This is a genomic window from Sphingomonas phyllosphaerae 5.2 (assembly GCF_000419605.1).
Classification (GTDB): domain Bacteria; phylum Pseudomonadota; class Alphaproteobacteria; order Sphingomonadales; family Sphingomonadaceae; genus Sphingomonas; species Sphingomonas phyllosphaerae_B.
Genome location: NZ_ATTI01000001.1, coordinates 895,292 through 915,155, shown reverse-complemented (window position 1 = coordinate 915,155; position 19,864 = coordinate 895,292). Strand labels below are relative to the sequence as shown.

General features: G+C 59.2%; 18 protein-coding genes. 3 read left to right on the top strand and 15 right to left on the bottom strand.

Going from position 1 to position 19,864, the window contains the following annotated elements:
• Positions 1-96: 96 nt before the first annotated feature.
• From SPHPHY_RS21260 to SPHPHY_RS21815, 15 genes are all read right to left on the bottom strand, one after another.
• Complete coding sequence (locus tag SPHPHY_RS21260) at positions 97-3,900, bottom strand: RHS repeat domain-containing protein (protein ID WP_196802114.1); 3,804 nt, start codon at positions 3,898-3,900, stop codon at positions 97-99.
• A 673-nt stretch (positions 3,901-4,573) separates the two neighbouring features.
• Positions 4,574-4,903, bottom strand: coding sequence for a hypothetical protein (locus SPHPHY_RS21825; protein ID WP_156025008.1), 330 nt, complete (start codon positions 4,901-4,903; stop codon positions 4,574-4,576).
• Between the two features lie 37 nt (positions 4,904-4,940).
• Complete coding sequence (locus tag SPHPHY_RS19250; protein ID WP_022685474.1) at positions 4,941-5,264, bottom strand: hypothetical protein; 324 nt, start codon at positions 5,262-5,264, stop codon at positions 4,941-4,943.
• 32 nt (positions 5,265-5,296) lie between these two features.
• Positions 5,297-5,665 carry a TrbC/VirB2 family protein gene (locus tag SPHPHY_RS21255; RefSeq protein ID WP_196802113.1) on the bottom strand — a complete coding sequence of 123 codons (369 nt, stop codon included), beginning with the start codon at positions 5,663-5,665 and terminating at the stop codon, positions 5,297-5,299.
• Positions 5,662-6,642 carry a P-type DNA transfer ATPase VirB11 gene (gene virB11, locus SPHPHY_RS0104320; RefSeq protein WP_022685473.1) on the bottom strand — a complete coding sequence of 327 codons (981 nt, stop codon included), beginning with the start codon at positions 6,640-6,642 and terminating at the stop codon, positions 5,662-5,664. The genes SPHPHY_RS21255 and virB11 overlap by 4 nt, the downstream gene beginning before the upstream one ends.
• The gene (locus SPHPHY_RS21250) at positions 6,639-7,235 is read right to left on the bottom strand and encodes a TrbI/VirB10 family protein (RefSeq protein WP_231370349.1); all 597 of its coding nucleotides are present in this window, start codon (positions 7,233-7,235) and stop codon (positions 6,639-6,641) included. Before SPHPHY_RS21250 ends, virB11 begins: the two co-directional genes overlap by 4 nt.
• A gap of 560 nt (positions 7,236-7,795) precedes the next feature.
• Positions 7,796-8,506 carry a TrbG/VirB9 family P-type conjugative transfer protein gene (locus tag SPHPHY_RS20860; protein WP_022685471.1) on the bottom strand — a complete coding sequence of 237 codons (711 nt, stop codon included), beginning with the start codon at positions 8,504-8,506 and terminating at the stop codon, positions 7,796-7,798.
• Positions 8,503-9,300: a virB8 family protein gene (locus SPHPHY_RS19235; protein ID WP_022685470.1), complete on the bottom strand. Its 798-nt coding sequence runs from the start codon at positions 9,298-9,300 to the stop codon at positions 8,503-8,505. The genes SPHPHY_RS20860 and SPHPHY_RS19235 overlap by 4 nt, the downstream gene beginning before the upstream one ends.
• Entirely contained in the window at positions 9,297-9,650 is a 354-nt protein-coding gene (locus SPHPHY_RS21245) for a hypothetical protein (RefSeq protein ID WP_022685469.1), read from the bottom strand. Before SPHPHY_RS21245 ends, SPHPHY_RS19235 begins: the two co-directional genes overlap by 4 nt.
• A complete protein-coding gene (locus SPHPHY_RS19230; protein WP_022685468.1) occupies positions 9,647-10,876 on the bottom strand; it encodes a type IV secretion system protein in 1,230 nt (409 codons plus the stop codon). The genes SPHPHY_RS21245 and SPHPHY_RS19230 overlap by 4 nt, the downstream gene beginning before the upstream one ends.
• A complete protein-coding gene (locus SPHPHY_RS0104290) occupies positions 10,873-13,236 on the bottom strand; it encodes a VirB4 family type IV secretion system protein (RefSeq protein ID WP_022685467.1) in 2,364 nt (787 codons plus the stop codon). The genes SPHPHY_RS19230 and SPHPHY_RS0104290 overlap by 4 nt, the downstream gene beginning before the upstream one ends.
• Positions 13,215-13,499 carry a type IV secretion system protein VirB3 gene (locus SPHPHY_RS0104285; RefSeq protein ID WP_022685466.1) on the bottom strand — a complete coding sequence of 95 codons (285 nt, stop codon included), beginning with the start codon at positions 13,497-13,499 and terminating at the stop codon, positions 13,215-13,217. Before SPHPHY_RS0104285 ends, SPHPHY_RS0104290 begins: the two co-directional genes overlap by 22 nt.
• Before the next feature lie 3 nt (positions 13,500-13,502).
• The gene (locus SPHPHY_RS0104280) at positions 13,503-13,820 is read right to left on the bottom strand and encodes a TrbC/VirB2 family protein (protein ID WP_051148373.1); all 318 of its coding nucleotides are present in this window, start codon (positions 13,818-13,820) and stop codon (positions 13,503-13,505) included.
• Positions 13,821-14,500: 680 nt separating this feature from the next.
• A complete protein-coding gene (locus SPHPHY_RS21820) occupies positions 14,501-14,830 on the bottom strand; it encodes a hypothetical protein (protein ID WP_156025007.1) in 330 nt (109 codons plus the stop codon).
• Between the two features lie 1,436 nt (positions 14,831-16,266).
• Positions 16,267-16,560 (bottom strand): hypothetical protein, encoded by a 294-nt coding sequence (locus SPHPHY_RS21815; protein ID WP_156025006.1) that lies wholly within the window; start codon positions 16,558-16,560, stop codon positions 16,267-16,269.
• 514 nt (positions 16,561-17,074) lie between these two features.
• On the opposite strand from SPHPHY_RS21815, the gene SPHPHY_RS21240 reads away from it, so the two are divergent.
• The 3 genes from SPHPHY_RS21240 to SPHPHY_RS21805 all read left to right on the top strand — a co-directional run bounded on the left by SPHPHY_RS21240 (position 17,075) and on the right by SPHPHY_RS21805 (position 19,037).
• A protein-coding gene (locus SPHPHY_RS21240) for an IS5 family transposase (RefSeq protein WP_156024961.1) occupies positions 17,075-17,832 on the top strand; the annotation gives its coding sequence in 2 pieces (ribosomal slippage) (positions 17,075-17,408 and positions 17,408-17,832; 759 coding nt in all).
• 223 nt (positions 17,833-18,055) lie between these two features.
• The gene (locus SPHPHY_RS21810) at positions 18,056-18,391 is read left to right on the top strand and encodes a hypothetical protein (protein WP_156025005.1); all 336 of its coding nucleotides are present in this window, start codon (positions 18,056-18,058) and stop codon (positions 18,389-18,391) included.
• Between the two features lie 277 nt (positions 18,392-18,668).
• Positions 18,669-19,037: a hypothetical protein gene (locus SPHPHY_RS21805; RefSeq protein WP_156025004.1), complete on the top strand. Its 369-nt coding sequence runs from the start codon at positions 18,669-18,671 to the stop codon at positions 19,035-19,037.
• Positions 19,038-19,864 lie beyond the last annotated feature (827 nt).

The window sequence follows — 19,864 nt, the reverse complement described above, 5'->3', positions numbered from 1 at the left end:
CGGCACTTCTTCCCAAGAATACAGTCACGGTTGTGGCCAGTATGCCGATTACGAACGACGATATGGCTACGGCCGGAACGGTATATAGACGACCGATCATCTCGCGCATCCCGACATCCCCGGCTTGCAGAAGTTCTCAGCAGGAAGTGGCTTGTCCGCTCCAGGAACAGAATAACCTTGGGGAATAGGCACGTTCTTTGCTCCCACAGCACCTAGAACACCATAGGCAAAGCTGTTCGAATTATAATTGTTTCCCTTGGCAGACGGAAACAAGCTGTAGGGTTTATCGTCCTTGTAGCTCTGCGCCACTCCAACCATCCGATTAATGAGGTTGTTCTCGCTGTCTCCCTTGCCTGGAGCAATCCTAGCAACCTCCAGACTCTCACCGGACAGCGTCTTTGATACGTCCTTTGGCCGGTTGATATCGCCGACAAGCGGCCCGAAGACGTTCAACTTTGTATCAGGACCTCCTCCGATAGTCATAAAGCGGACTCCATTCGCATCGGACTGAAATCGATCGTCATTCCTGAATGTCTTCTGGTCATCCGGCACGACGACAATCTTGGTGTGATATTGTCCGAAGCCCACCTCATGTATGGCTACGCTGATCCGCTCACCCGTGTGGTCGACCTTATTGACCGGATCGTTTGCGACATAGCTATAGAGATTGATCTGATCATCATATCCAATTGGATCAGTTTGCAGGAAGCGGCCAAGTGTAGGCGAATACGCCCGAGCCTTATAGTGATAAATGCCCAGCTCCGGAATCCACGCCTGCCCGGTGTACTGGAACCTGCCGCTGTTAGACGCGCTTGGAATACCGTAATCGTCATAGCGGTTGATTGTCTCGCCAGCCCCCGCCGTACCTGCAATCGCCACTATGGAACCCTGATGATCACGATGGAACCAACGTGCTCCGTCCGTGCCCTTGTACCAGATTAGCGGATCATCAGCGCCGGGGCCGTGAACGAAGTGATTTGTCATCACGCCCAACCCATCGAACTCAGCGGTCAGCTGATCCCCGTCATAAAGGAGCTGCGTGGTCCCTCGCGAGCCAGACAGCTGAAAAAGACGTCCAAGCGGATCATAGGTGAGGGAGGCGCCTGATCCCGATGCGACGAGCCGATTTTCGGCATCGTAGGTGAACGTGTTTACTCCATCGCCAACGAGGTTGCCATTTGCATCATAGCTAAACTTAGCCCCCCCCGCGGTGTCGTACTGATTGAGCCCGTTCGCAGCATAGGCGCGCGCTACGTTGTACGCTCCCGTAAATGCGAAATCCAAATTGTCTCGTGTCCGCGACACAATCTGACTCGCTGGATTATATTGCAGCGTTGCCATTAAACTATTTGAACCGCCTGCGAACCTGTCCGACTGCCCGATGAGCCTGCCCAGGCCATCATAGGTCCAGTTCACAGCGCTTCCACCACGCTCACTCACGCGATCAGGCAGACCCAGAGAATTGTAGAACCAACTGGAGAGACTATTTCCGGTATTGTTGCCCTCGTAAAGACCGATGAGCCGGCCTAGATTATCATAGGTATACGTCCACGTACCGCCCGGAGTTGAAATCGACCGTCGGGTTCCGTCGCTATTATAGCTTAGATCGACTTTACGGCTGACGCCACCCATTGCGGTAGTCGAGGAACTAAGCTGACCGAGTGCGTCGTACACGTTGGTAACGCCCTCCCCGGCTAACGTGTCGAACCGCGCTTCCGTCGCGTTCCCTAGCAGGTCGTACGCGTAAAAGACGTCACGAGTTGCCGCCCCCACGGGACAGGCGCCAACTTGGTTCGGGGCGCATCCATCAGGAACGATTTTAGACACAAGCCGATTCAGAGCGTCATACTCGTACGACAACACCCGGCCGTCGCGACGCCGTAGCGCACGGCGATTACCGCTGGCATCATATTCGTACGCTTCGTAATCAGAGCTGGACGATGCGCCTGCCGTCGCCAACGCTGCACTGGGCGTTAACGGATTGAATCCAACAGCCCGCGCCGTACCTGGAAAGCTCCAGCGCCGAAGCCTGTCAAATCCGTCGTATGCGAATTGCGCGCGCCCCCCATTGGCGTCCACGACATCGGTCTTCATACCGTTGCCGCTATAAGCATATGTCGCAAATGCCTGCTCGTCAGATGTCCCAACCGCCTGGCGCACCTGAATGGTGCGGCCACCATCATCATAGAACGTGCGCGTGATCCGGTCCGGGCCGAGCGTGCCTGTGGTACCGAGCACGCACGCGTCGCTTGGCAACCTGTCATAGACCGCCTGATTCATACGAACCGCAGTACATTGCAGGCGACTCCTGCCATCGTAGGAGAACTGGGTAATCCGTTGAGCCTGGCCATCCGCGACTATTCGTTCTTCTCTCTTTAAACCCGCATTAGTGTAAGAAGTAGCCGTAGTCTGGATCGTGCTCATCCCGGCAAGTGCCGCAACACTTTGATTGATAGCGGTCCCTGATCGGGTATTTATCGAGCGACCCTCATTATCCAGCTCGAAGCTCGACGCCAGTACCGGCAGAGACCCGCTCCCATCAGGGTCTGCCGACAAGGTTGCTATAAGGTTACGATTCGCGTCATAGAACATCTTGCTGGTATCAACCGCCCCCGGAAGCGGGCCGTCGATCTCCACAAGGTTTCCAACTGCGTCATACGTATTCTGAACAGTTCTTGTTATAGAGCCACTTCCGTTCGACGTACTGACGGTCTTAGTCAGTAGATTATCATCATAGGTATAGCTGGTAACTCGCTCATCGGGAGACCCATCGCATGTCGCGGCAACTCCGCACGTGCGCTCCCGGACCAGTTTCCAGATTGGTGCGCTAGATTCAAGCTGTCCGACACTGTTCATGCGTCTCGCGCTAAGCTGAGCGTACTCATAGCGCGTTTGCGCACGGACGCCGCTTGGGCGCGCGGGGGCCGTCCGCATGGTCACTCCACCATGATCTGGGCTATATTGGAAATCTGTGCGGTTGCCGCGCGCGTCGATCACGTAATCAGGCTTGTTACAGACTTTCGGATTGCTGCATGTAGCCGAATACGAGGCGCTACTTGCAACCGCCGCCTGCCCCGAGCCCGGCTTCGGCGTGGTGACGATCTTCGTTACATTGCCGCGAACATCATACGAATAGTCAATCCTGTTTCCTTCAGGATAGATAACATACGCGAGCCGCGAAGACAACGGCTGGTTCTTAACGACGTTTGCTCCCGGTCGCGCAGCAGCAAGCAGGTAATTAACCTCTGTTTCCCCGCCCTGACCGTCACGAATGAAGATGCTTCTACCCGTAATACGTGCAGTTTTGGTCTCCCCATTCGAGTAAGTTGCTGTAACGCCGTCGTTATTCGAGGCATTTACAGTATACTTGTAATTTGTTGTATTCTGATTCCTTGTAATTGATGTCACAGGTATAAACGTAAATGATTGCCCTGCGTAGAAATACTCGAATATCGTCTCCGTAAAAGCGTAAGCCTTGCCATCGCGGTCGGCTATTGAATGATCAACGCGCCCCGCCCCGATGGTGGAGACGTGGGTAGAGACCTTGCCCAAAGCATCCGTGGCCTTCTGTGTAGTCGTTCGATTAGCTGTTTCGATCGATTCCGATGCACTCGGCCATGTTGTCGAGGATGCGCCACATGCCCCGCTGCTGGAGCAGTAAACTTTCGCCGAGTTAACAAATGTTAGCTTCGAGTTCGACGAGCCGAGATTTAGATTGCTAGTTTCTTGGAGAATCGCTGTGTAACCACGATTACTCACGATCATCGTCGGACCAAAGGCGTTGAAATTCGAGTAGGTGAGAGTTTCCCCGTTAGGCTTGATAAGTTCGATCAAGCGACCGACCTCATTCTCTCCTGCATTCGGATTAGGTGTTGGCGCGCGGCTGGGATCGAACCTCATCCGGGTACCGTCCCGCAACGTGAGAAGGATGAGATTGTTTTCGTAGGTGAGAGTGTCACCTTCGCCATTCACCCCGCTATTGAACCATCTGCTGTAACCGTTAAACTCAACCCTTCGGGTGCTACTGCAGTACGTTGAAGTCAGGTAGCTGCATGTTATCCCCACCACTCGGCCGAGAATGGGAGTGCTCGTAGGGGCGGCAGATCCGGCTCGTAAAGACGTCACGAAGAAGGTAGGGTCATCCTTGTCCCCGATGGCCGTTTTAAATGACGCCGTTGCCAGTGACCCGGACTGAAGATCGACGCCGTTTTCATCGGGAACAATTATCTGGGGCTGAGCTTCGATAGCGGATGATTGTGCGGAGGCCGGCTGCGGCGAAAGCATCAGTCCGGCAAGCAGCGCCATGCGCGAGCAAGTACCTCGCGCCGAAACCCTTGCTCCCCTTATCACAAAAATCATGCCTTCCGTCCCCCAAATGAAATTGTTGGTTCCTGACCAAGCAACCGCGCTCGTCCATCCTCCGGTGCCGCCCCCCCCCGTTTTACCCACCCGAAGGAGGCGGCCAAGTGCGGGATCCGTGAAGCAATACGTAGCGAAGGTTTCGCCAGTCAATAGATTGACCGCATCCGCCTAACTCAAAAATCGTTCGTTATTTTATACTTAAGCTCGCATGCTATCCAATTCGATGAACCCTGTACCACCCATTGACGCAGGTCTTATTGTCATACCCGATGTTGATCGCTTCACCGCTGGCCTTTGCCATTAGCGCCCTGCTCAGAAGCATCTGCCGCCCGTCAACAGGTATATCGCTAGGCACAATGAAATAGTTAGCACAAGGACTAGATGGCATTGCCGACAATGTGAATAAAAAATGCCCGCCGTCGTACGTTAAGACGTTCGTGATAGTGCCGACGACGTTGGAGTTATATTCCGCTTGCACTGGCCCTGCGCCTGCGATGATCGCCAGAAGCACGATTGCCGCACTCTTGAAAGACTTCTTCATACTGTCCCTTCCCCCATTTAGCTTCGCAGGCTCGCGTTCAGCGAACCTGAACATATCCAATCTCGCAGTAGACCCCATTCCTCGTTGTGAGGATCGTCACTTCTTTTCCGGCAAGGTACATGGTTGTCAGAAGGGACACCATTGCCTCATAATTATTGGTGTTGCTGTTGATGTACGCCCAGGTTTCCGATGTCTGACACATTGGCCCCGCGTTCATGTAGACGCGAAATCCGAAGTTTCCGCCATCTGACACCACATCGAGCCCCGCGATTTTGCCGCGCTTCTCGCCATCCCACGCAGCGGCGGGAACCGCGGCCAGAAGTCCGGCTATCACGCCGCACCAAAAACTAGGCTTCTTCATGCCCTCCCCCCTTTACCGTTGATTTTGTGTGACTATCGTACCGGAACCGAAGCACCTGCATAAGGATCATAGACATCAGGCTGTGCCGGCGCAGTTACCTGAGCGGGCGGAGCTGGCTCGAGAGGTGCAGTCGATGTGGTGCCGCTGCTTACGGTCGCCAGCCCGATCAGTGCCGTCGCGATGTTGCCTGCCCCAAAGATGATAAAGCATCCGAGAAGCACCGTACCCGCTCTGCGAAGCGGCAGGCGTCCGGCAAGCATCAGGAAGCCCACAGTTGCAATCGCGATCGTTGCGATGATCGTAGCGGGAGTTCCGATCGCCAGCGCCCGGATCCACGCTGCGGCTGCAAGAACGGTGTTGGTGCCGTCCGGGTCAGTCAGGGGCGATGTGGGGACGATCACGCGACGACGACCTCCTGGATATGGCGGCGTCCTGCAACACGGCCCAGCTGCACATATACGCTGATCGAGTTACGCACATATTGCAAGACATCCTGCCGGCTGAGACGAGTGCCCCCCTGAAGAATGAGTAAAGCAATCTGCTCGACCGCCCCATGCGTGCTGTCAGCATGTACCGTCGTCATCGACCCCGGATGACCCGTATTGATAGCGCGCAGAAAGGCGTACGCTTCAGGGCCGCGCAACTCACCGAGGATGATTCGGTCAGGACGCATTCGCAGCGACGCCGATACGAGATCATCTGCGCTCACCTGTGCCTCGCCCAGCTGCCCGCGTGCGGCAAGAAGTCCGATGGCGTTGGCATGCCGTACCTGCAGCTCCGGAGTGTCCTCTATGGTGATCAAGCGCTCGTCCGCCGGGATTTCGCGAATGAGCGCGTTCAGGAAGGTAGTCTTACCGGTCGACGTACCACCAGACACAAGGATGTTTCGGCGTTGCTGAACTGCGCTACGGAGGACTCCGACGAAGTCTCCGCGCCGATACAGATCAGCAAACTCGTCCCGTTGCCCTTCGTCAGCGCTGCTGAGGCGACGCTGCGCCTCCTCGAAGCCACCAGCTGTGGCATAGTCGTCGAGCGACATGTCTGCGACAACATGGCGACGTATCGCAAGTGCCATCTCTCCACGCGTCGCTGGTGGCGCAATCACCTGAATGCGCGAGCCATCGGGCAGCACTGCCGAGAGTACAGGGTGCTCACGGTTGATGCCCTGATGCGAGAACGCAGCGACCTGACGAACCAGCCGCTCCAGCGTTGGCGTGTCGAGCGCGGCGATATCGTGGCGTTCGATCTTGCCGCCCAGCGTCTCGGCCCAGATCTCATGCGGCCGATTGACATAGATATCAGTGACATCCTCGCGAGCCAGCAGGTGTGCGACCGGCGCCAGATAGTTGTGCAGATAGCGCCAGCCGTCGACACTCATCGCGCACCATCCGCCTCGGTGAAGTCGAGATCGCGTGCGACGAACACGCTTACGCTCCGGCCCGGGGGTACCCGCAACGTTGGAGATATATCGTTTGATTGCGCAGGCACTGTCGACGCCACCCGACTGCCAGCTCCCGGCAACGCAACGATCACGGGCGAACGACTGCTTCGCGCAGCCAGGGTGATGCCCAGATCAAGCGCAGACTGAAGAATCGCGCCGCTGAAGCGCTCGAGAAAGTGCGTGTTGACGTCTGCCTTCACGCCACCCCGGCCGACAGGGTCAGCCGCAGGCGATCCGATTGCGATCGTCACCCCGTCCGGGCGGATGAGCCGCGACCAGAGAATGACAGCGCGGCGCTGCCCCCGCTCCGTGTCAGCGCCATACTCGCCGATAAGCCGACTCCCCCGTGGGATGAGCACGCGCGTCCCGTCAAAGCCGTGCACGTCCTTTTGCACGAGTGCGCGAGCGAACCCCGGCGCTGTTGAGTCAAAGCCGGTTTCTAGAACCGCCGGAATAAGCGTGCCCTGCGGGACGGTCGTCGAACGATTTGCGAGCATGGCAGCCCGCGCGCGGGTGGTCGACAGCCGCACGCGCTTGTTGTCGCTGGTATTCTCTCCCTCGGCTGCTTCTTTGTCCTGCTCAGGAGCTCTCCCGGCCGACGCGTCAACGATTAAAGCAGGACCGCTCACATTGCGCGGCGGAGAAGGTGCGGGTGGCGCTGCCGTGCCGCCTTGCGCAGCGCCGTAGATCGGGGATGAAAATTCCATGTTCGACGGCGGAGCCTGTGTAAGTACCGGCGGCACCGCGGGTGGAGGTGGAGGTACAGCCGCAGCAGACGTAGCCGGGGCGACCACCGGCCGCGCTGGTTCGAAAAACACCGGACGTGGCTCGGCGGGAACGTACAACGGTGGCGGCGCCGCAGTACCGCTTGCTTCACCCGTCGCGGCCCGCGTTGCAGGTGCCGTCGCGTTGTGCCTCCGCGCTTCAAGAACGCCAAAGAGCCCCATAGCTCCGACCGCGGCCAGCGCAGCGATACCCGCGCCCGAGAGGCCCGACCGTGGCCGCTGAACCGACGGACGTATGTCGCGCAGCGGCTCCTGCCCAGGCTGAAGGCGCGGGTCCTGCTGTGGCGTGGCTGCGCGGGCGTCCGTCATTTCTTTTCCTGCGCCGGCAGTCGCTCGGCACGCGCCCGCCGCTTGTCGATACGGAAAACCAGCTCGCGTACGACGCTGTCGATCACGAAGAACTTGCCTCGCACATTGCCGTTGACCAGCATTTCGCTCCCGCCATCCCGGCTGTACACCGCTGGAAGCGGGCCATCAGCAGGCCACTCGATATATGTCCGGGCGCCATCGTCGCTGATGGAGGCCGGATACAGAGTCTTGTCGCCGCGAAGGCGATAGTCGGCGATCATGTTCCCGGGCGGTCCCGCGCCGGGCATCGCGTTCATCCCCATCTGCGGCAGCACGGCCGGGTAGCGAAAGCGGATCAAAAAGGGCAAATCACCTGAGGCTTCTGCAACGCTGGCAAGCTCAAAATTATAGGTCCGCACGTCGGTGGTGACAGACATGTTGGTCGAGATATCAGCCTGGATCGGTTTCACGTACAACAGGTTGCCTGCCTTGTTCGCGACCACCTGCCATGCGCCGCTGTCGCCCAGCGCGATACTTTCGACGCGCTCGTCCGGCGCCAGCTCGACCGTCACCTGGTAGCCCGGCGAGGCGCGTACGCGGACCACCTGATCGTTGCGATACTCAATAGTCTGGATGCGCTGATCTCCCCCACCCCACGGCATCTGCGCAGAGAGAGGCGAGGCGAACAAAACGAATGCGACAGCAGCCGAAAAGCGCAGCCAGATCACGGACGCGACACCTGCGGCGACGTCATGCCACCCGGTCCGGGTTCGCGCGCCTCCGATGGCTGGAACGCCGGCTCGGGTGCCGGCACCGCTTCCTGGCTCCGGCGGTAACGACGCACCTGGAAGCCCAGTGGATTGATGAAGCGGTCGGCGACGCTCAGCGGCTCGCCCGAAAAGCCATATTGGATCACTGCGACCCACGGCTGAGCCGGCTGTCCGACGCCGCCCGCATCGCGACGGCGCTTGTCGTAGCGCACGAGTGCAGCGCCGTTTGCAAGCGCCGTAACGCTCTTCACCTGCACATCCAGAGTGGTCGAACGCGGGAGTCTCGCCAGCGGGCTGTCCGGACTGGAAGCCTGCATAGCTGCGATATAATCAGCACGCGCTGCACCGGTCGACCACAATCCGACCTTGCGGTAGTCGCTCTGGACCGTGGTGTAATCGAAACCCTCCCGGGCGATTACATACTGAACCAGGAACGATTGCGTGAGTGCGCGATCGGGGGAGATCGTCTGGGCATCCAGCGGCTTCAGCTCCTGCACAAACCCTGTCTGCCTGTCGACCAGCAGGGTGTAGGGAACGACCGTCTTCAGCGGCATAAGCACCAGCAGCGCAAATGCTTCGCAGACCGCAATCACCGTCGCCGCAGTCGCGATGAGCCAGGCGTTGCGGCGCGAGCGTACCAGCGCATCGCGGCCATCCTGCGCCCAGCTGCCAGCTTGTGCGAAGTATTTGTCTGCCTGATTGCCGCTGCGTTTGTCAGCGGCAGCAGAATCACCTGGTTTGGTGCCACTCATCGACCGTATGTGACCGCAAGTATGTCCTCGCCATCGCCCCAGCGGCTGCAGACATCCTGACCATGGATTGTAACCACCTTATCCGCAAGCCACGCCGCCATCAGCATCGCGTACTGCGCTTTGCCGGCGTCCGATCGTTCATCCCTGATGATGAAGTACAAATGCGTCGCGCACGATGGTGCGGCTGAGCGGGCACCATCGACCTCGACGAGCTGAAGGCCGTCCGAGGCTCGCGTCTGAACCTTTGTCACCCTGCCGGTGACCGCACTGGCCCACGCCGCTGGTGAACTACTCAGGCACAGCGCCGCAGCCGCAACCAGCACGGCAGTGCGTTTTCTCATCCTGTTCATATCCCACGTCCCCCTGATTGTCTGTCGCGCGCAGTCGCACCGGCCGATACGCGCCTCGCATTTCGCCGACGGAAGCTCTGCCCAATCGGCGTACCGCCTGAAGTATCTCCCGCGCCCGCGCTGCGAACCAGACTGCCCGCCGTCGTTTGCACGCGGGATGCGCCACCTGACGCTCTTTCGTCGCGTCGTTGAGCTGAAACGATACTGTCCGCAATGGCCATGGCGCGTGACCTGTTCTCCGCCATCGTATGGCCGGAGGATGAAGCGACGATCCGGGCCTCGGTGGTAGCAATTCCAATGTTTGGCAGCATAGCCGACAAACTTTGGGGAACCGGTAACCGCAGGCCGAACGCGATGCGCCCCGCCAGCGCCACAAGGCCTGAAATTGCCAGCGCGAATATGATGGAAGCGGTCAGTATAGCGGCGGGGGCCCCCGGGATGGCAAGGCCGCCGGCACGTTGCGAGGCCAGCCCGTAAAGCCAGGGCTCAAGCAGCGCGAGCTCAATTCCAAGAGCGACGGCGATGGCTGCACTCCCGAGCGTGGCTGCGGCCAGACCGCGGACCCATCCCTCGGCGAGTCCGCGCGTTACTGAAAATAACAGGAACGCGATGAACAAAGGGCCGAGTGCGAGCAACAGCCCCGCCGTGATCCTGGTCAGCGCAAACGCGCCAAGCCCTCCCACCAGAAAAACGACCCGAGCGGCCCCGAGCGCGAAGGCATCGAAGTTGGCGAACAGGGGCGGAGCAACGCCATTCGCCTCCTCGACCTGCTGGCGTGTCGGGACTCCCGCGCCATAGATCGCCAGTATGCGGAACGCGCGATCAACCGCGTCCATACGCGTCGTCAGCCCGCCCGTCGCACCCGGCAAGCCAGCAGGACGGCCGATTTCACCCGCGACTTCTGCCGGAGCACGGAGAACGACATCGAAGACGACGGTTCGGTATGCCGGCCAGCTGGTCGCAAACGCCAGCACGATGCCGATCTTGACGAACGCGAGCACACCATCGCGCAGGTTCAGCGTCTCTCCGAACAGGAGACGGTAACCGATCAGGGCAATGAAAATCGTCAGCAGTGCGGACAGCAGCAGCGATACGCTCGACCCCGGCGCTGCCATTGCCATGAACCCTTGCGAGCCCAGAGACGATGCCTGACAGTCGAGATATTGCATCAGCCCGGACGCAAAGCGATCCGGTGCTGGCGTAAGTGCACAAACAGCTGCCATCATACCCGCTCCAGCAGGCGCGGCAGCCAGACGTCCGGATCGTCACCGACTTCGGCGCGAATTTCGTCGAGCAATCGTACCGTGTGCTCCCGTCCGGATAGAACCGTCAGAAGCTCCTGCTCGCCAGCAAGGTTGAGCCTGACGACCACGCTCTCACTGCCATGCTTGACGAGAAAGCAGCGCGCGCTGTCCGGCAGCGAGCGCACCAGTTCAAACTCGTGCGTCGTCAGCCCGAACCCGTCGACGTAGTCAGTCGCTTGCGCTTTCGGATTGGCCATGAAAATCTGCGTCGCCGCCTGCTCGATGATCGCGCTGGCGATACGGCTTTGCAACGCATCCTGCGCGCTTTGCGTGGCAAACCCTACGATCCCGTTGCGCTTGCGGATCGTCTTCTCCCAGTCCTTGATCCGGCGCACGAACACATCGTCATCAAGCGCCTTCCAGCCCTCGTCGACGACGATGATCGACGGCGTTCCGTCGAGCCGCTCCTCCACACGGTGGAAAAGGTACATCATCGCCGGCGTCCGCACTGCCGGGTCGTCGAGGATCTGCGTCATGTCGAACCCGACCGCACGGGCCGCCAGGTCGGTGGTGTCGCGTTCATTGTCGAACAGCCAGGCGCGCTCACCATCGCCCCACCAGGGGCGCAGGCGCGACCACAGGTCGCCAGCCTGCGGGCGCCGTCCCCCGCGGAACAGCTCCGCGAGATAGCGGAGCCGCCTGAAGTCGGCAGGTGCTTGGAAGTTGGCGTCGACGGCCTCACGTATCTGCTCGGCGTCTTCAAGACTGTCACCGCCGGCAAGCAGCACCAGCCAGTCGATCAGGAACTGACGATTGGCAGCCGTCTCTTCCAGCAACAGCGGATTGAGCCCTGATGGCTCCCCCGGACGCAGCACGTCGTAGGTTCCGCCGATCGCGCGGATGAATAGCTCGGCACCACGATCTTTATCGAAGAACACGATCTTCGGATCGGCGCGGCGCGCCTGCGCAAGAAGAAAGTTGACGACCACCGTCTTGCCCGAGCCGGATGGGCCGATCACGGTGAAGTTGCCGAGATCACCGTGATGAAAATTGAAGTAATATGGTCCGGCTGCGGTCGTTTCGAGCAGCGACACCGCGCTGCCCCAGTGATTGTCCTCTGCCTGCCCGAGCGCGAAGTTGTGCGCACTCGCCAGTCCGGCGAAATTGGCCGTCGAGACAAGCCCCCGCCGGGCAATGTACCGGAAGTTTCCGGGAAACTGCGCCCAGAAAGCCGGCTCGAGGGCAATATCTTCACGCACGGCGATGACACCGAGCTCTGCAAGGGTCGCCTGCACCTCGGCGATCGCCCCATCGACGGCCGCGGGGGTGTCGCCCCGGATCGCGATCGTCATATGATGTTCACCGAAGCCGGCCCGTCCTGCGGCGACCTCGTCCTTTGCCTCCGAAAGGCTGGAGCGCAGGCTGATCGCTTCATCCTCGGCCGAACGCATGCGACGCAGCGTCAGGTTCATCCGTCCGAGCGCGGCAGAACGATCAACGAACCCGAACGACTGCGACATGACGATCTCGACGGGCAGGCGAAGCAACTCGTCAAACATGCCCGCACTGGTCTGCGCCGGGTAATCCTTGATGGACAGGATGCCGAGGAAGCTCCGCTCCGCGGAGCCGGCCGCACCCAACTCTACCGTTTCCTGCCCGAAGCTGATGCGGCGGTAAGGGAGATAGTCTCCGACGTCCTGCATCGGCAGGAGCACCGGGCGCATCTCGCCGTTCAGGATGTCGGACAGGAACTCCAACGGCTCGGAGCAGAGAGCGTCCGCGGTCTCGTAGGTCGAGAGCAGACGTGGTTCGTAGCTTCCCAGTGCCGCCACAAGCGCCTCTCGCGCGGTATCCAGCTGGCGCAGATCGTGCGCGCTGGTATCGACTGCCCTGCCGGCGAAGAGCTGACGAACGCGATCGATCGCGCCAACCTTGCCCTGCAAGGGCCGCCGCACGATCGTGAGATAGAGATCGTTAACGTACAGCCGCCTGTCGGCAAGTCGGGCCTGCCATGCCGCATCAAGTCTGGCCGAGAAGGTATCCGGGAACGATCCCTGGTGCGCTACATCCACCCGCCGTCGCACGATGTGGTGATAGATGGCGAACTGCGATGAGCCGACAGCCTGCAGCATCGCATCGCGCAGTCGCTTCCGGTAGTTCAGCTCATCGGAATCAGCCGTTTCAAACAGGAGCCCGCGCAGATGGACGACCTGCATGAGCAGGCCGTCGCGCGTCTCCAGCGTATGAGGATCGACCTGACGGGCATACGGGAGGTGACTGCCAGCAGGCTTCTCCCGCGCAATCACCTTCGGGTCGCGGGTCAGGGCCGGTAGGAGTTGCATCGCCAGATCGAATGATTGCGCACGCGTGGACAGCGGCTGACCTTCGTCAGCCATAAATCAAAAAACCGAGGCTCCCTGACGCACAAGACGACGCCTGCCAGGTGAATGATCAGCGCGGCAACCACCACCCAGACGGTGCGGAAGATCAGGTAAAGCTCTGTCGCGATCACCGCATTCGCAGTGAAAAAGCTGTAGGTGACGCCCGCAAACATCTGCGGGCGCGTCAGAGCTGTAAAGAGCTGATCGCGCTCAATGTCGCTCACTGCTCAGCCCCCGAGTGCGGCGGTCGACTGGATACCTGCCACGATGCTCGCGGCACCAAAAAGAATAAAGCAACCCACAATCACGGTCGCTCCATAGCGCCAGTTGATCCGCCCCGTCAGCATCATGAAGCCGACCACTGCGATAGCGATTACCGCCACGACTGTTGCTATCGTTCCCAGCAATGTCCCCTGAAGCCAGCGGACCGCTCCGACAATCGGTCCGGAGCCCGCCGGATCTCCGCTAAAATCCTGCGCCGCCGCGGCAGTGCTCGCGAACACCCCCGCCGCATTCGCCGACAGGCGACCCAACCAGTTCCCCATCACGTGCAAACTCCCCCGGCTTTGTAACTTCCTAGCCTCTCTGACGCAGTACTCCAAGCAGCTACTCGCCCTTCTCATCTCCGCTCGTCGCATACGCTGGGAGCCTCCATGGGAGACGCAGAAGGTTGATGGGTGCCATATGAGGCCCATCTCCGCCCGGGCTCGAATAAGATCAGAGGAGAGCGAAACTGAAGAACCAGAGAACAACACTGGAAATGTGCGTGAAGCCTTCGCCGCATCCGCTAGAGGAGATGCTCACAGCCCGTCCCGAGGAAGCTGCTGCGATAAGCAGGGAACCGGTCCCGGCGTAACCGGTCTGAGATCGAGGAAGCATGTAAAAGTCGCCTCTTGCGCACCCTTGCCGATCAATCGCCCCATTGGCTGGCCTGACAAGGAGCCCGCCGCGCTCTTCAAAATAGGACAGGGAACCTATTCGCTGCTGAGCGACGACAACCGGCGCCCCGCCACGCAACACGCATATTAAGGCTACGCCGCCGCAGCACCTGAACCCCGGCCCTATTCGCACCATCTATTCTTCAGGCTGATAATAGCGCAGAAAAGACTGCATGAGCCTCTCGCCTACTATAAAAGAGGCTTATATAAAGGGCGCACCACCGCAAGCGCCCAAGTCAAACAGGCGGGCGCTGTAGTTTACGTGCTGACCCATAAAATGGCGACCCTTATGAAACCTCGAAGTAATCAACTCCTTCGGTATCGTTAGCCCCGGCGACACAAGCCCCGGTTCCCGCGATCGAGATGTTTTTGCCTTGCGCATACGCCGTCAGCACCAGCGACATCCGCGCCTGGCCGTTCGGATCGGACACAGCGAGTTCCCACCTGTTACAGCAGTCGCAACCGGGCCGCGCGCCGCCCCGGGCGCCACTCACCCAAAATAGTAAACGCGGACCAGCAAAGGCGACTTTAGTTACCAAGCCGCCTTGATTTGAAGCTAGCGCCGGCGTCGAAGAGCCAGCCACGCCGATCACGAACAATGCCGCGAGCGGTAGCATTTTCCACGTCGTGCTGAATCGCGACGCCCTCGTCAGGGACATTTTATCCTGTTTAGACGACATCAAGTCTTCTCCCCCGGTGTAAAAATATTGACAATTAGCGCTTGTTCAGCTCCCGGCGACCCTAACGTAGCGAGGAGCAGGACTTCTCTCATACGTGTCTATGGACGCACAATCAGATTGGGCCAGGTCCGTGTAATACAATCCAAGCCCCTTATGTTGAGTGACCGCATTCGCCACCATCGCGAACCAGCCAACACAGATCGATGGATCAACGCCCTTCCAGGTGGCGCGGAGGTTACACACTCCGACCCAGTCACCGCGTGATGGAGTAAGCACGTCCACCATGCCATCAGCTCCGACGAGCACCTCGCCGGGCGTGGCAAGGCAGTACGCTGCGGCATGTGCCTCAGGAGCACCGAGCAGCGCCACGCACGCAGCGACAGCAAGATTCCAATTTCGCCTGTTCACCGGCACCCTCGCTTCCCAAACCCTTTTATGTCGATGATTCTCACTGCACGAGGTCGACATAAACTGGCGCAGGAGCGTTGCTGTACGTCGGCAGGGTTCTGCAAGCGTCGGAACCAGTAAGCCCCCCGTACCAAAAACCCGTACGCTTGCTAGAAGCGATTCCGCTGGCTATTTTTGACATCCATGCGAAGCACGTCCCAGGAGAAACGCCTTTCCACGCCTTTTCCAGATTACAGATCTGCAAGAAGTCACCTCGCCACGCCGTCTGAACCAGCACACCGCCGTCGCTATAGGTGAGAACGCGGAGGACAGGAGCATCGCCGCCGCAATAGACATCCGCCGACGACGGGGATGATGTGACACACGCCACCGCTGAGGCGACTGTCATTGCAAACCTCGCCCCCGCTTTGCCGGACCAAACCCCCATGACAATTACCTTCTCTAAAAGACAGCAATGATGCAATAATAGTAACGACGCGGTACCTGACTGCTACTCTGCAAGCATGTAGCAGGGCACGTGATGCTGTCAGCTGCCAAACGATAGGCACCCAGTTGCCCCCACATCGCCTGGCACGCAGGATTGATGTGCGGCAAAGCCTTTGCGCCGGCGCTACGCAGGGCAAGCCATAGCGAATACGACGCCGTGCAAGCCTGAGCGGTGGCGGACCAATTGGTGGATAAGACGCTACAGATTGCCACGATGGCTTCCGAGCTTCCGTTGCCAATGCCTGTATATATTAACGCCGTCTCCGCCGATCGCGAGATATGCTCGCGGGTTTGCCTTGCAGATGAAGGCCGCAGATGCAGCCTCCGAGCAGAACAGGATCGCGCCAGTCAAAGCCCGCAGCTGCCGCATGAGCTTCAAGTGAACAGCCTCTTCCCGATAAAATGGCAAAACCCTGCGATCGGACCATCGCAGCAAAGCTTACCGTCCGCGACCAGTTTGGCGCCCGCCAGGCCAGAATTCAGCTGAGCGGGATCAAAGTGAAGCCATTCAGCGGCACAACGACAAACCGCGGCTTGCTCGGCACTGACGCGCCGGCCCCTTCGTCGGCGCCATTAGCAGCGCCCGAAACCTTATAGGTCTTGCGGTTACCCGCCGGATCATACTCGATCGTCGTGGTCGACGCCCCTGGCCCGCGATCGGTTGCCGATCCTACGAGTCGACCAAGAGCATCATAAGTGTATGTCGTCGTCGACTGAGCACCGGCTATGGCAGGCACAATCAGAAGCGCGCAACCCAGAACGATTTTCTTCATACATCCCCCCAAGGCTGATTCCCGAGGCACCGACTGCCGGTGCGTCAGCTTTCCGGATCCGCCTGCCCGATCGGACAATAGCCGGAAATCCAGCCGTCAGTATAGAGCGCGAAGCGTCTTTTTCCCTGAAGACAATATGACAGGATCACACTGACCATCGCGGTACCGGACTGATCGCCCCTCATCCAGGACGAACCTGATCCGTTGCACATGGTTGGTACCTTGTCATTATCAATCCGGACCAGGAGCGCTCCCCGGAAGGACATGATATCCTTGATATCGCCTATAATGTAATTCGGATAAGTCGCGCTGGCGTAAGCCGGAGATCCGAAGAAGATGGACGAGGCCACCGCGGATAGACAGAACCGCTGTAGCGCTGAACATGACGCGCGACGCCCCGCCGTTCCACATAACCGACATCTTCCCCTCCCCCGAAGATTGAACCGATGCCTACGGTCAGGACCCATTGATGTGAGCGCCGCGATCTGATTCAGGCCCCGTGAGGAGAGCGTGGATGAGCGACCTGTACTGGTTGACGGATGAGCAGATGGCGCGCCTGCAGCCGTACTTCCCCAAGAGCCATGGCAAGCCGCGGGTCGATGACCGACGGGTGCTGAGTGGCATCGTCTTCGTCAATCGCAACGGACTGCGCTGGTGTGATGCACCGAGCGCGTATGGTCCGCACAAGACGCTGTACAACCGGTGGAAGCGCTGGGGTGAACGGGGCGTTTTCCTGCGCATGATGGAGGGTCTGGCGTCAGCGGAGGCCGTGCCGAAAACAGTCATGATCGACGCGACTTACCTGAAGGCACACCGCACGGCATCGAGCCTGCGGGTTAAAAAGGGGATCTCGGCCGCCTGATCGGCCGCACGAAAGGCGGTATGAACACCAAGTTGCATGCCGTCAGCGATGCGGATGGGCGGCCCTTGAGCTTCTTCATGACCGCCGGGCAGGTCAGCGACTACACCGGCGCGGCAGCTCTGCTCGACGATCTGCCAAAGGCGCAATGGCTGCTTGGTGATCGCGGTTATGATGCGGATTGGTTCAGGGACGCCCTGGAAGCCAAGGGCATCCAGCCCTGCATCCCGGGCCGTAGATCGCGCAACGAGCCGGTCAGGTACGACAAGCGGCGCTACCGGCGCCGCAGCCGCATCGAGATCATGTTCGGCCGCCTGAAAGATTGGCGCCGCGTCGCCACACGCTACGACCGATGCCCAACGGTCTTCCTCTCCGCCGTCGCCCTCGCGGCCACAGTCATCTTCTGGCTATGACCAATGAGTCCTGACCCTAGGCATTCCTCCCTGACCATCACACACCCCAAACCTTTGGTACGCTGTGGCGCGTTCAAAATGCAAGAGAGATGACGCTGGTCGATTCCTTACAATTAACAAGTTCCCGATGCTGCAACCTTGTGCGCTTCTCCAAATGCGGTCACAAAAAGAACGGGGACGCGTACCGGGTTAGATACGCCGTTGATAAATCGGGGGGAGTTCCATGCACAAAGCAGCCTGTCTGCTGGTTGCCATATCATCGCTGTTTGCGATACCGGCTGCGGCCCAAAATGGCTTTGCGGGCACAGTCACCGTTACCAATGTGGTTCTTGAAGGCGATCAAGTGCTTTTACAGGGCACCGGGATGCTGAACCCGCTTGGCTGTCCAACCGGCAACTTCGTCATCCTGAGCACATCAGCAGAATCGAAGAGCCGCTTTCTCTCTGTCGCCATGACAGCCCTGTCCGGCGGCTTCAAAGTCGACCTTTGGGTACAAGGCTGCGGAGGTACAAGCTGGGGGCCGTCCGCCATTGCCTACCACATGAACCTGCATCGGTAGCACCTGCCAGGATCCAGATTGCGGAGAAACAAGGCATGACTGCGCTCACTTTCATCGGCCTGCTAGCGGGGCTGCAAGCCCCTCAGCACCCTCCTCCCCCCTCACCTGCGAGAGAGCGGCCGTTAACAAGCGTGTCTATCGGCTGCGAAACTGTGCCGGCCGGCGGAACCGCGGCTGATGTGCTGCGGCGGCCAGTGCCCGGCAGCAATGCTGACGCAGCGGCGTACGCTGCTCGCAACGCACCGCACGTACCTCGCTCTTGCGACAAGGTGGCCAAATGAAGAGCGCAATCCGATCCGCATCACTCGCTGCCGGCTTATGCCTCGGCGCGCACGCTCAGGCCCAGAACTTCTCCTGCCGGGTCAATCCGGCCTTGTACCTCGCGATCAATGCCTCCGGTATCGTTTATACAAATGTGGACGGCGTCGGCATCCTTGGCATCTGCAGCATGGGCACCCAGATGGGTTCCATCCATCCGGACGCCTGCAAAGGCTGGTACAGCACATTGCTGACCTACAGAGCGACCACGAAGACAGCATGGCTCTACTTCAACCCCACTTACCCGATCAATTCGGGGAAAACGAGCTGCGGCAGCTTCGCGCAATGGGACACAAGAGAACCCTACCATCTCGAGAGCAACCCTTAAATTCACCTTTCTGATTACAAGGGGCAGCGCCATACCGGCCCCCTGACCTAAACGCGTCAGTCATAAACTTTGCCCTTATGAATGCCGTTGCGCCCAGATCGGATCATGCCATGACAATTCGAACATTGGTTGCAGTCGCGACATTGTATTCAGCTATATCGGTAACAGCCTTTGCTCAGCTTCCTCCTCCTCCGAAGGAGTTAACTCCCGACAGCAACGGCGTGGACCTTAGAACCGGCAATTTGACCTACCGGTTCACAGATCTCACGATTGGTCCGGCAAATGAGTTTGGATTGTCGCTGGAGCGCTTCATGAGCGAGGGTGTCGTAAGAGACTCATTTTCCAGTACATACCATCTTTCGAATTATAGCGACGGCAACTGGACTGAGGTAGCGACGCTTGGTAATTCAGGTGGCTCCCTTGGTCTTTATACGTCGACGCCAGGAATCTTTGTAGAGAGAGGCGACAGCCCACGGCTCCAAAGACAAGACGGGTCGATCGTAGATTTTGGACTTTTTATGTGGGACCAAAACGGGACCTACGGAGATTACTCTTCCGACTCCTACCGCCTTGCGACAAGGGTGAGGTTTTCCAACGGCGTTGAGTGGCATTTTCACTACAAGGTCGTACAAAGCGCGTATTTTCCTAACGTACGGCTAAGAGCAGTTACAACAAATACCGGCTACCAGATCAGGTTCAATTATCTGTCTGACCTGTCTCCGGGTTCCAGCGGCTGGCTGACGAGGGTGTCGGCAACCGCGGTTAATACGTCGGTGGAGTATTGCAATCCGGAGGTCGACTCCTGCACCCTCACCAGTAATTGGCCC

What these genes read in the sequence shown, in the direction of transcription:
- SPHPHY_RS21260 (WP_196802114.1), bottom strand. Translation starts at nt 3,900, where the DNA reads ATGAGGTTCGATCCCAGCCGCGCGCCAACACCTAATCCGAATGCAGGA.
- SPHPHY_RS21825 (WP_156025008.1), bottom strand. Translation starts at nt 4,903, where the DNA reads ATGAAGAAGTCTTTCAAGAGTGCGGCAATCGTGCTTCTGGCGATCATC.
- SPHPHY_RS19250 (WP_022685474.1), bottom strand. Translation starts at nt 5,264, where the DNA reads ATGAAGAAGCCTAGTTTTTGGTGCGGCGTGATAGCCGGACTTCTGGCC.
- virB11 (WP_022685473.1), bottom strand. Translation starts at nt 6,642, where the DNA reads ATGAGTGTCGACGGCTGGCGCTATCTGCACAACTATCTGGCGCCGGTC.
- SPHPHY_RS19235 (WP_022685470.1), bottom strand. Translation starts at nt 9,300, where the DNA reads ATGAGTGGCACCAAACCAGGTGATTCTGCTGCCGCTGACAAACGCAGC.
- SPHPHY_RS21245 (WP_022685469.1), bottom strand. Translation starts at nt 9,650, where the DNA reads ATGAACAGGATGAGAAAACGCACTGCCGTGCTGGTTGCGGCTGCGGCG.
- SPHPHY_RS19230 (WP_022685468.1), bottom strand. Translation starts at nt 10,876, where the DNA reads ATGATGGCAGCTGTTTGTGCACTTACGCCAGCACCGGATCGCTTTGCG.
- SPHPHY_RS0104290 (WP_022685467.1), bottom strand. Translation starts at nt 13,236, where the DNA reads ATGCAACTCCTACCGGCCCTGACCCGCGACCCGAAGGTGATTGCGCGG.
- SPHPHY_RS0104280 (WP_051148373.1), bottom strand. Translation starts at nt 13,820, where the DNA reads ATGGGGAACTGGTTGGGTCGCCTGTCGGCGAATGCGGCGGGGGTGTTC.
- SPHPHY_RS21820 (WP_156025007.1), bottom strand. Translation starts at nt 14,830, where the DNA reads ATGCTACCGCTCGCGGCATTGTTCGTGATCGGCGTGGCTGGCTCTTCG.
- SPHPHY_RS21815 (WP_156025006.1), bottom strand. Translation starts at nt 16,560, where the DNA reads ATGAAGAAAATCGTTCTGGGTTGCGCGCTTCTGATTGTGCCTGCCATA.
- SPHPHY_RS21810 (WP_156025005.1), top strand. Translation starts at nt 18,056, where the DNA reads ATGCACAAAGCAGCCTGTCTGCTGGTTGCCATATCATCGCTGTTTGCG.
- SPHPHY_RS21805 (WP_156025004.1), top strand. Translation starts at nt 18,669, where the DNA reads ATGAAGAGCGCAATCCGATCCGCATCACTCGCTGCCGGCTTATGCCTC.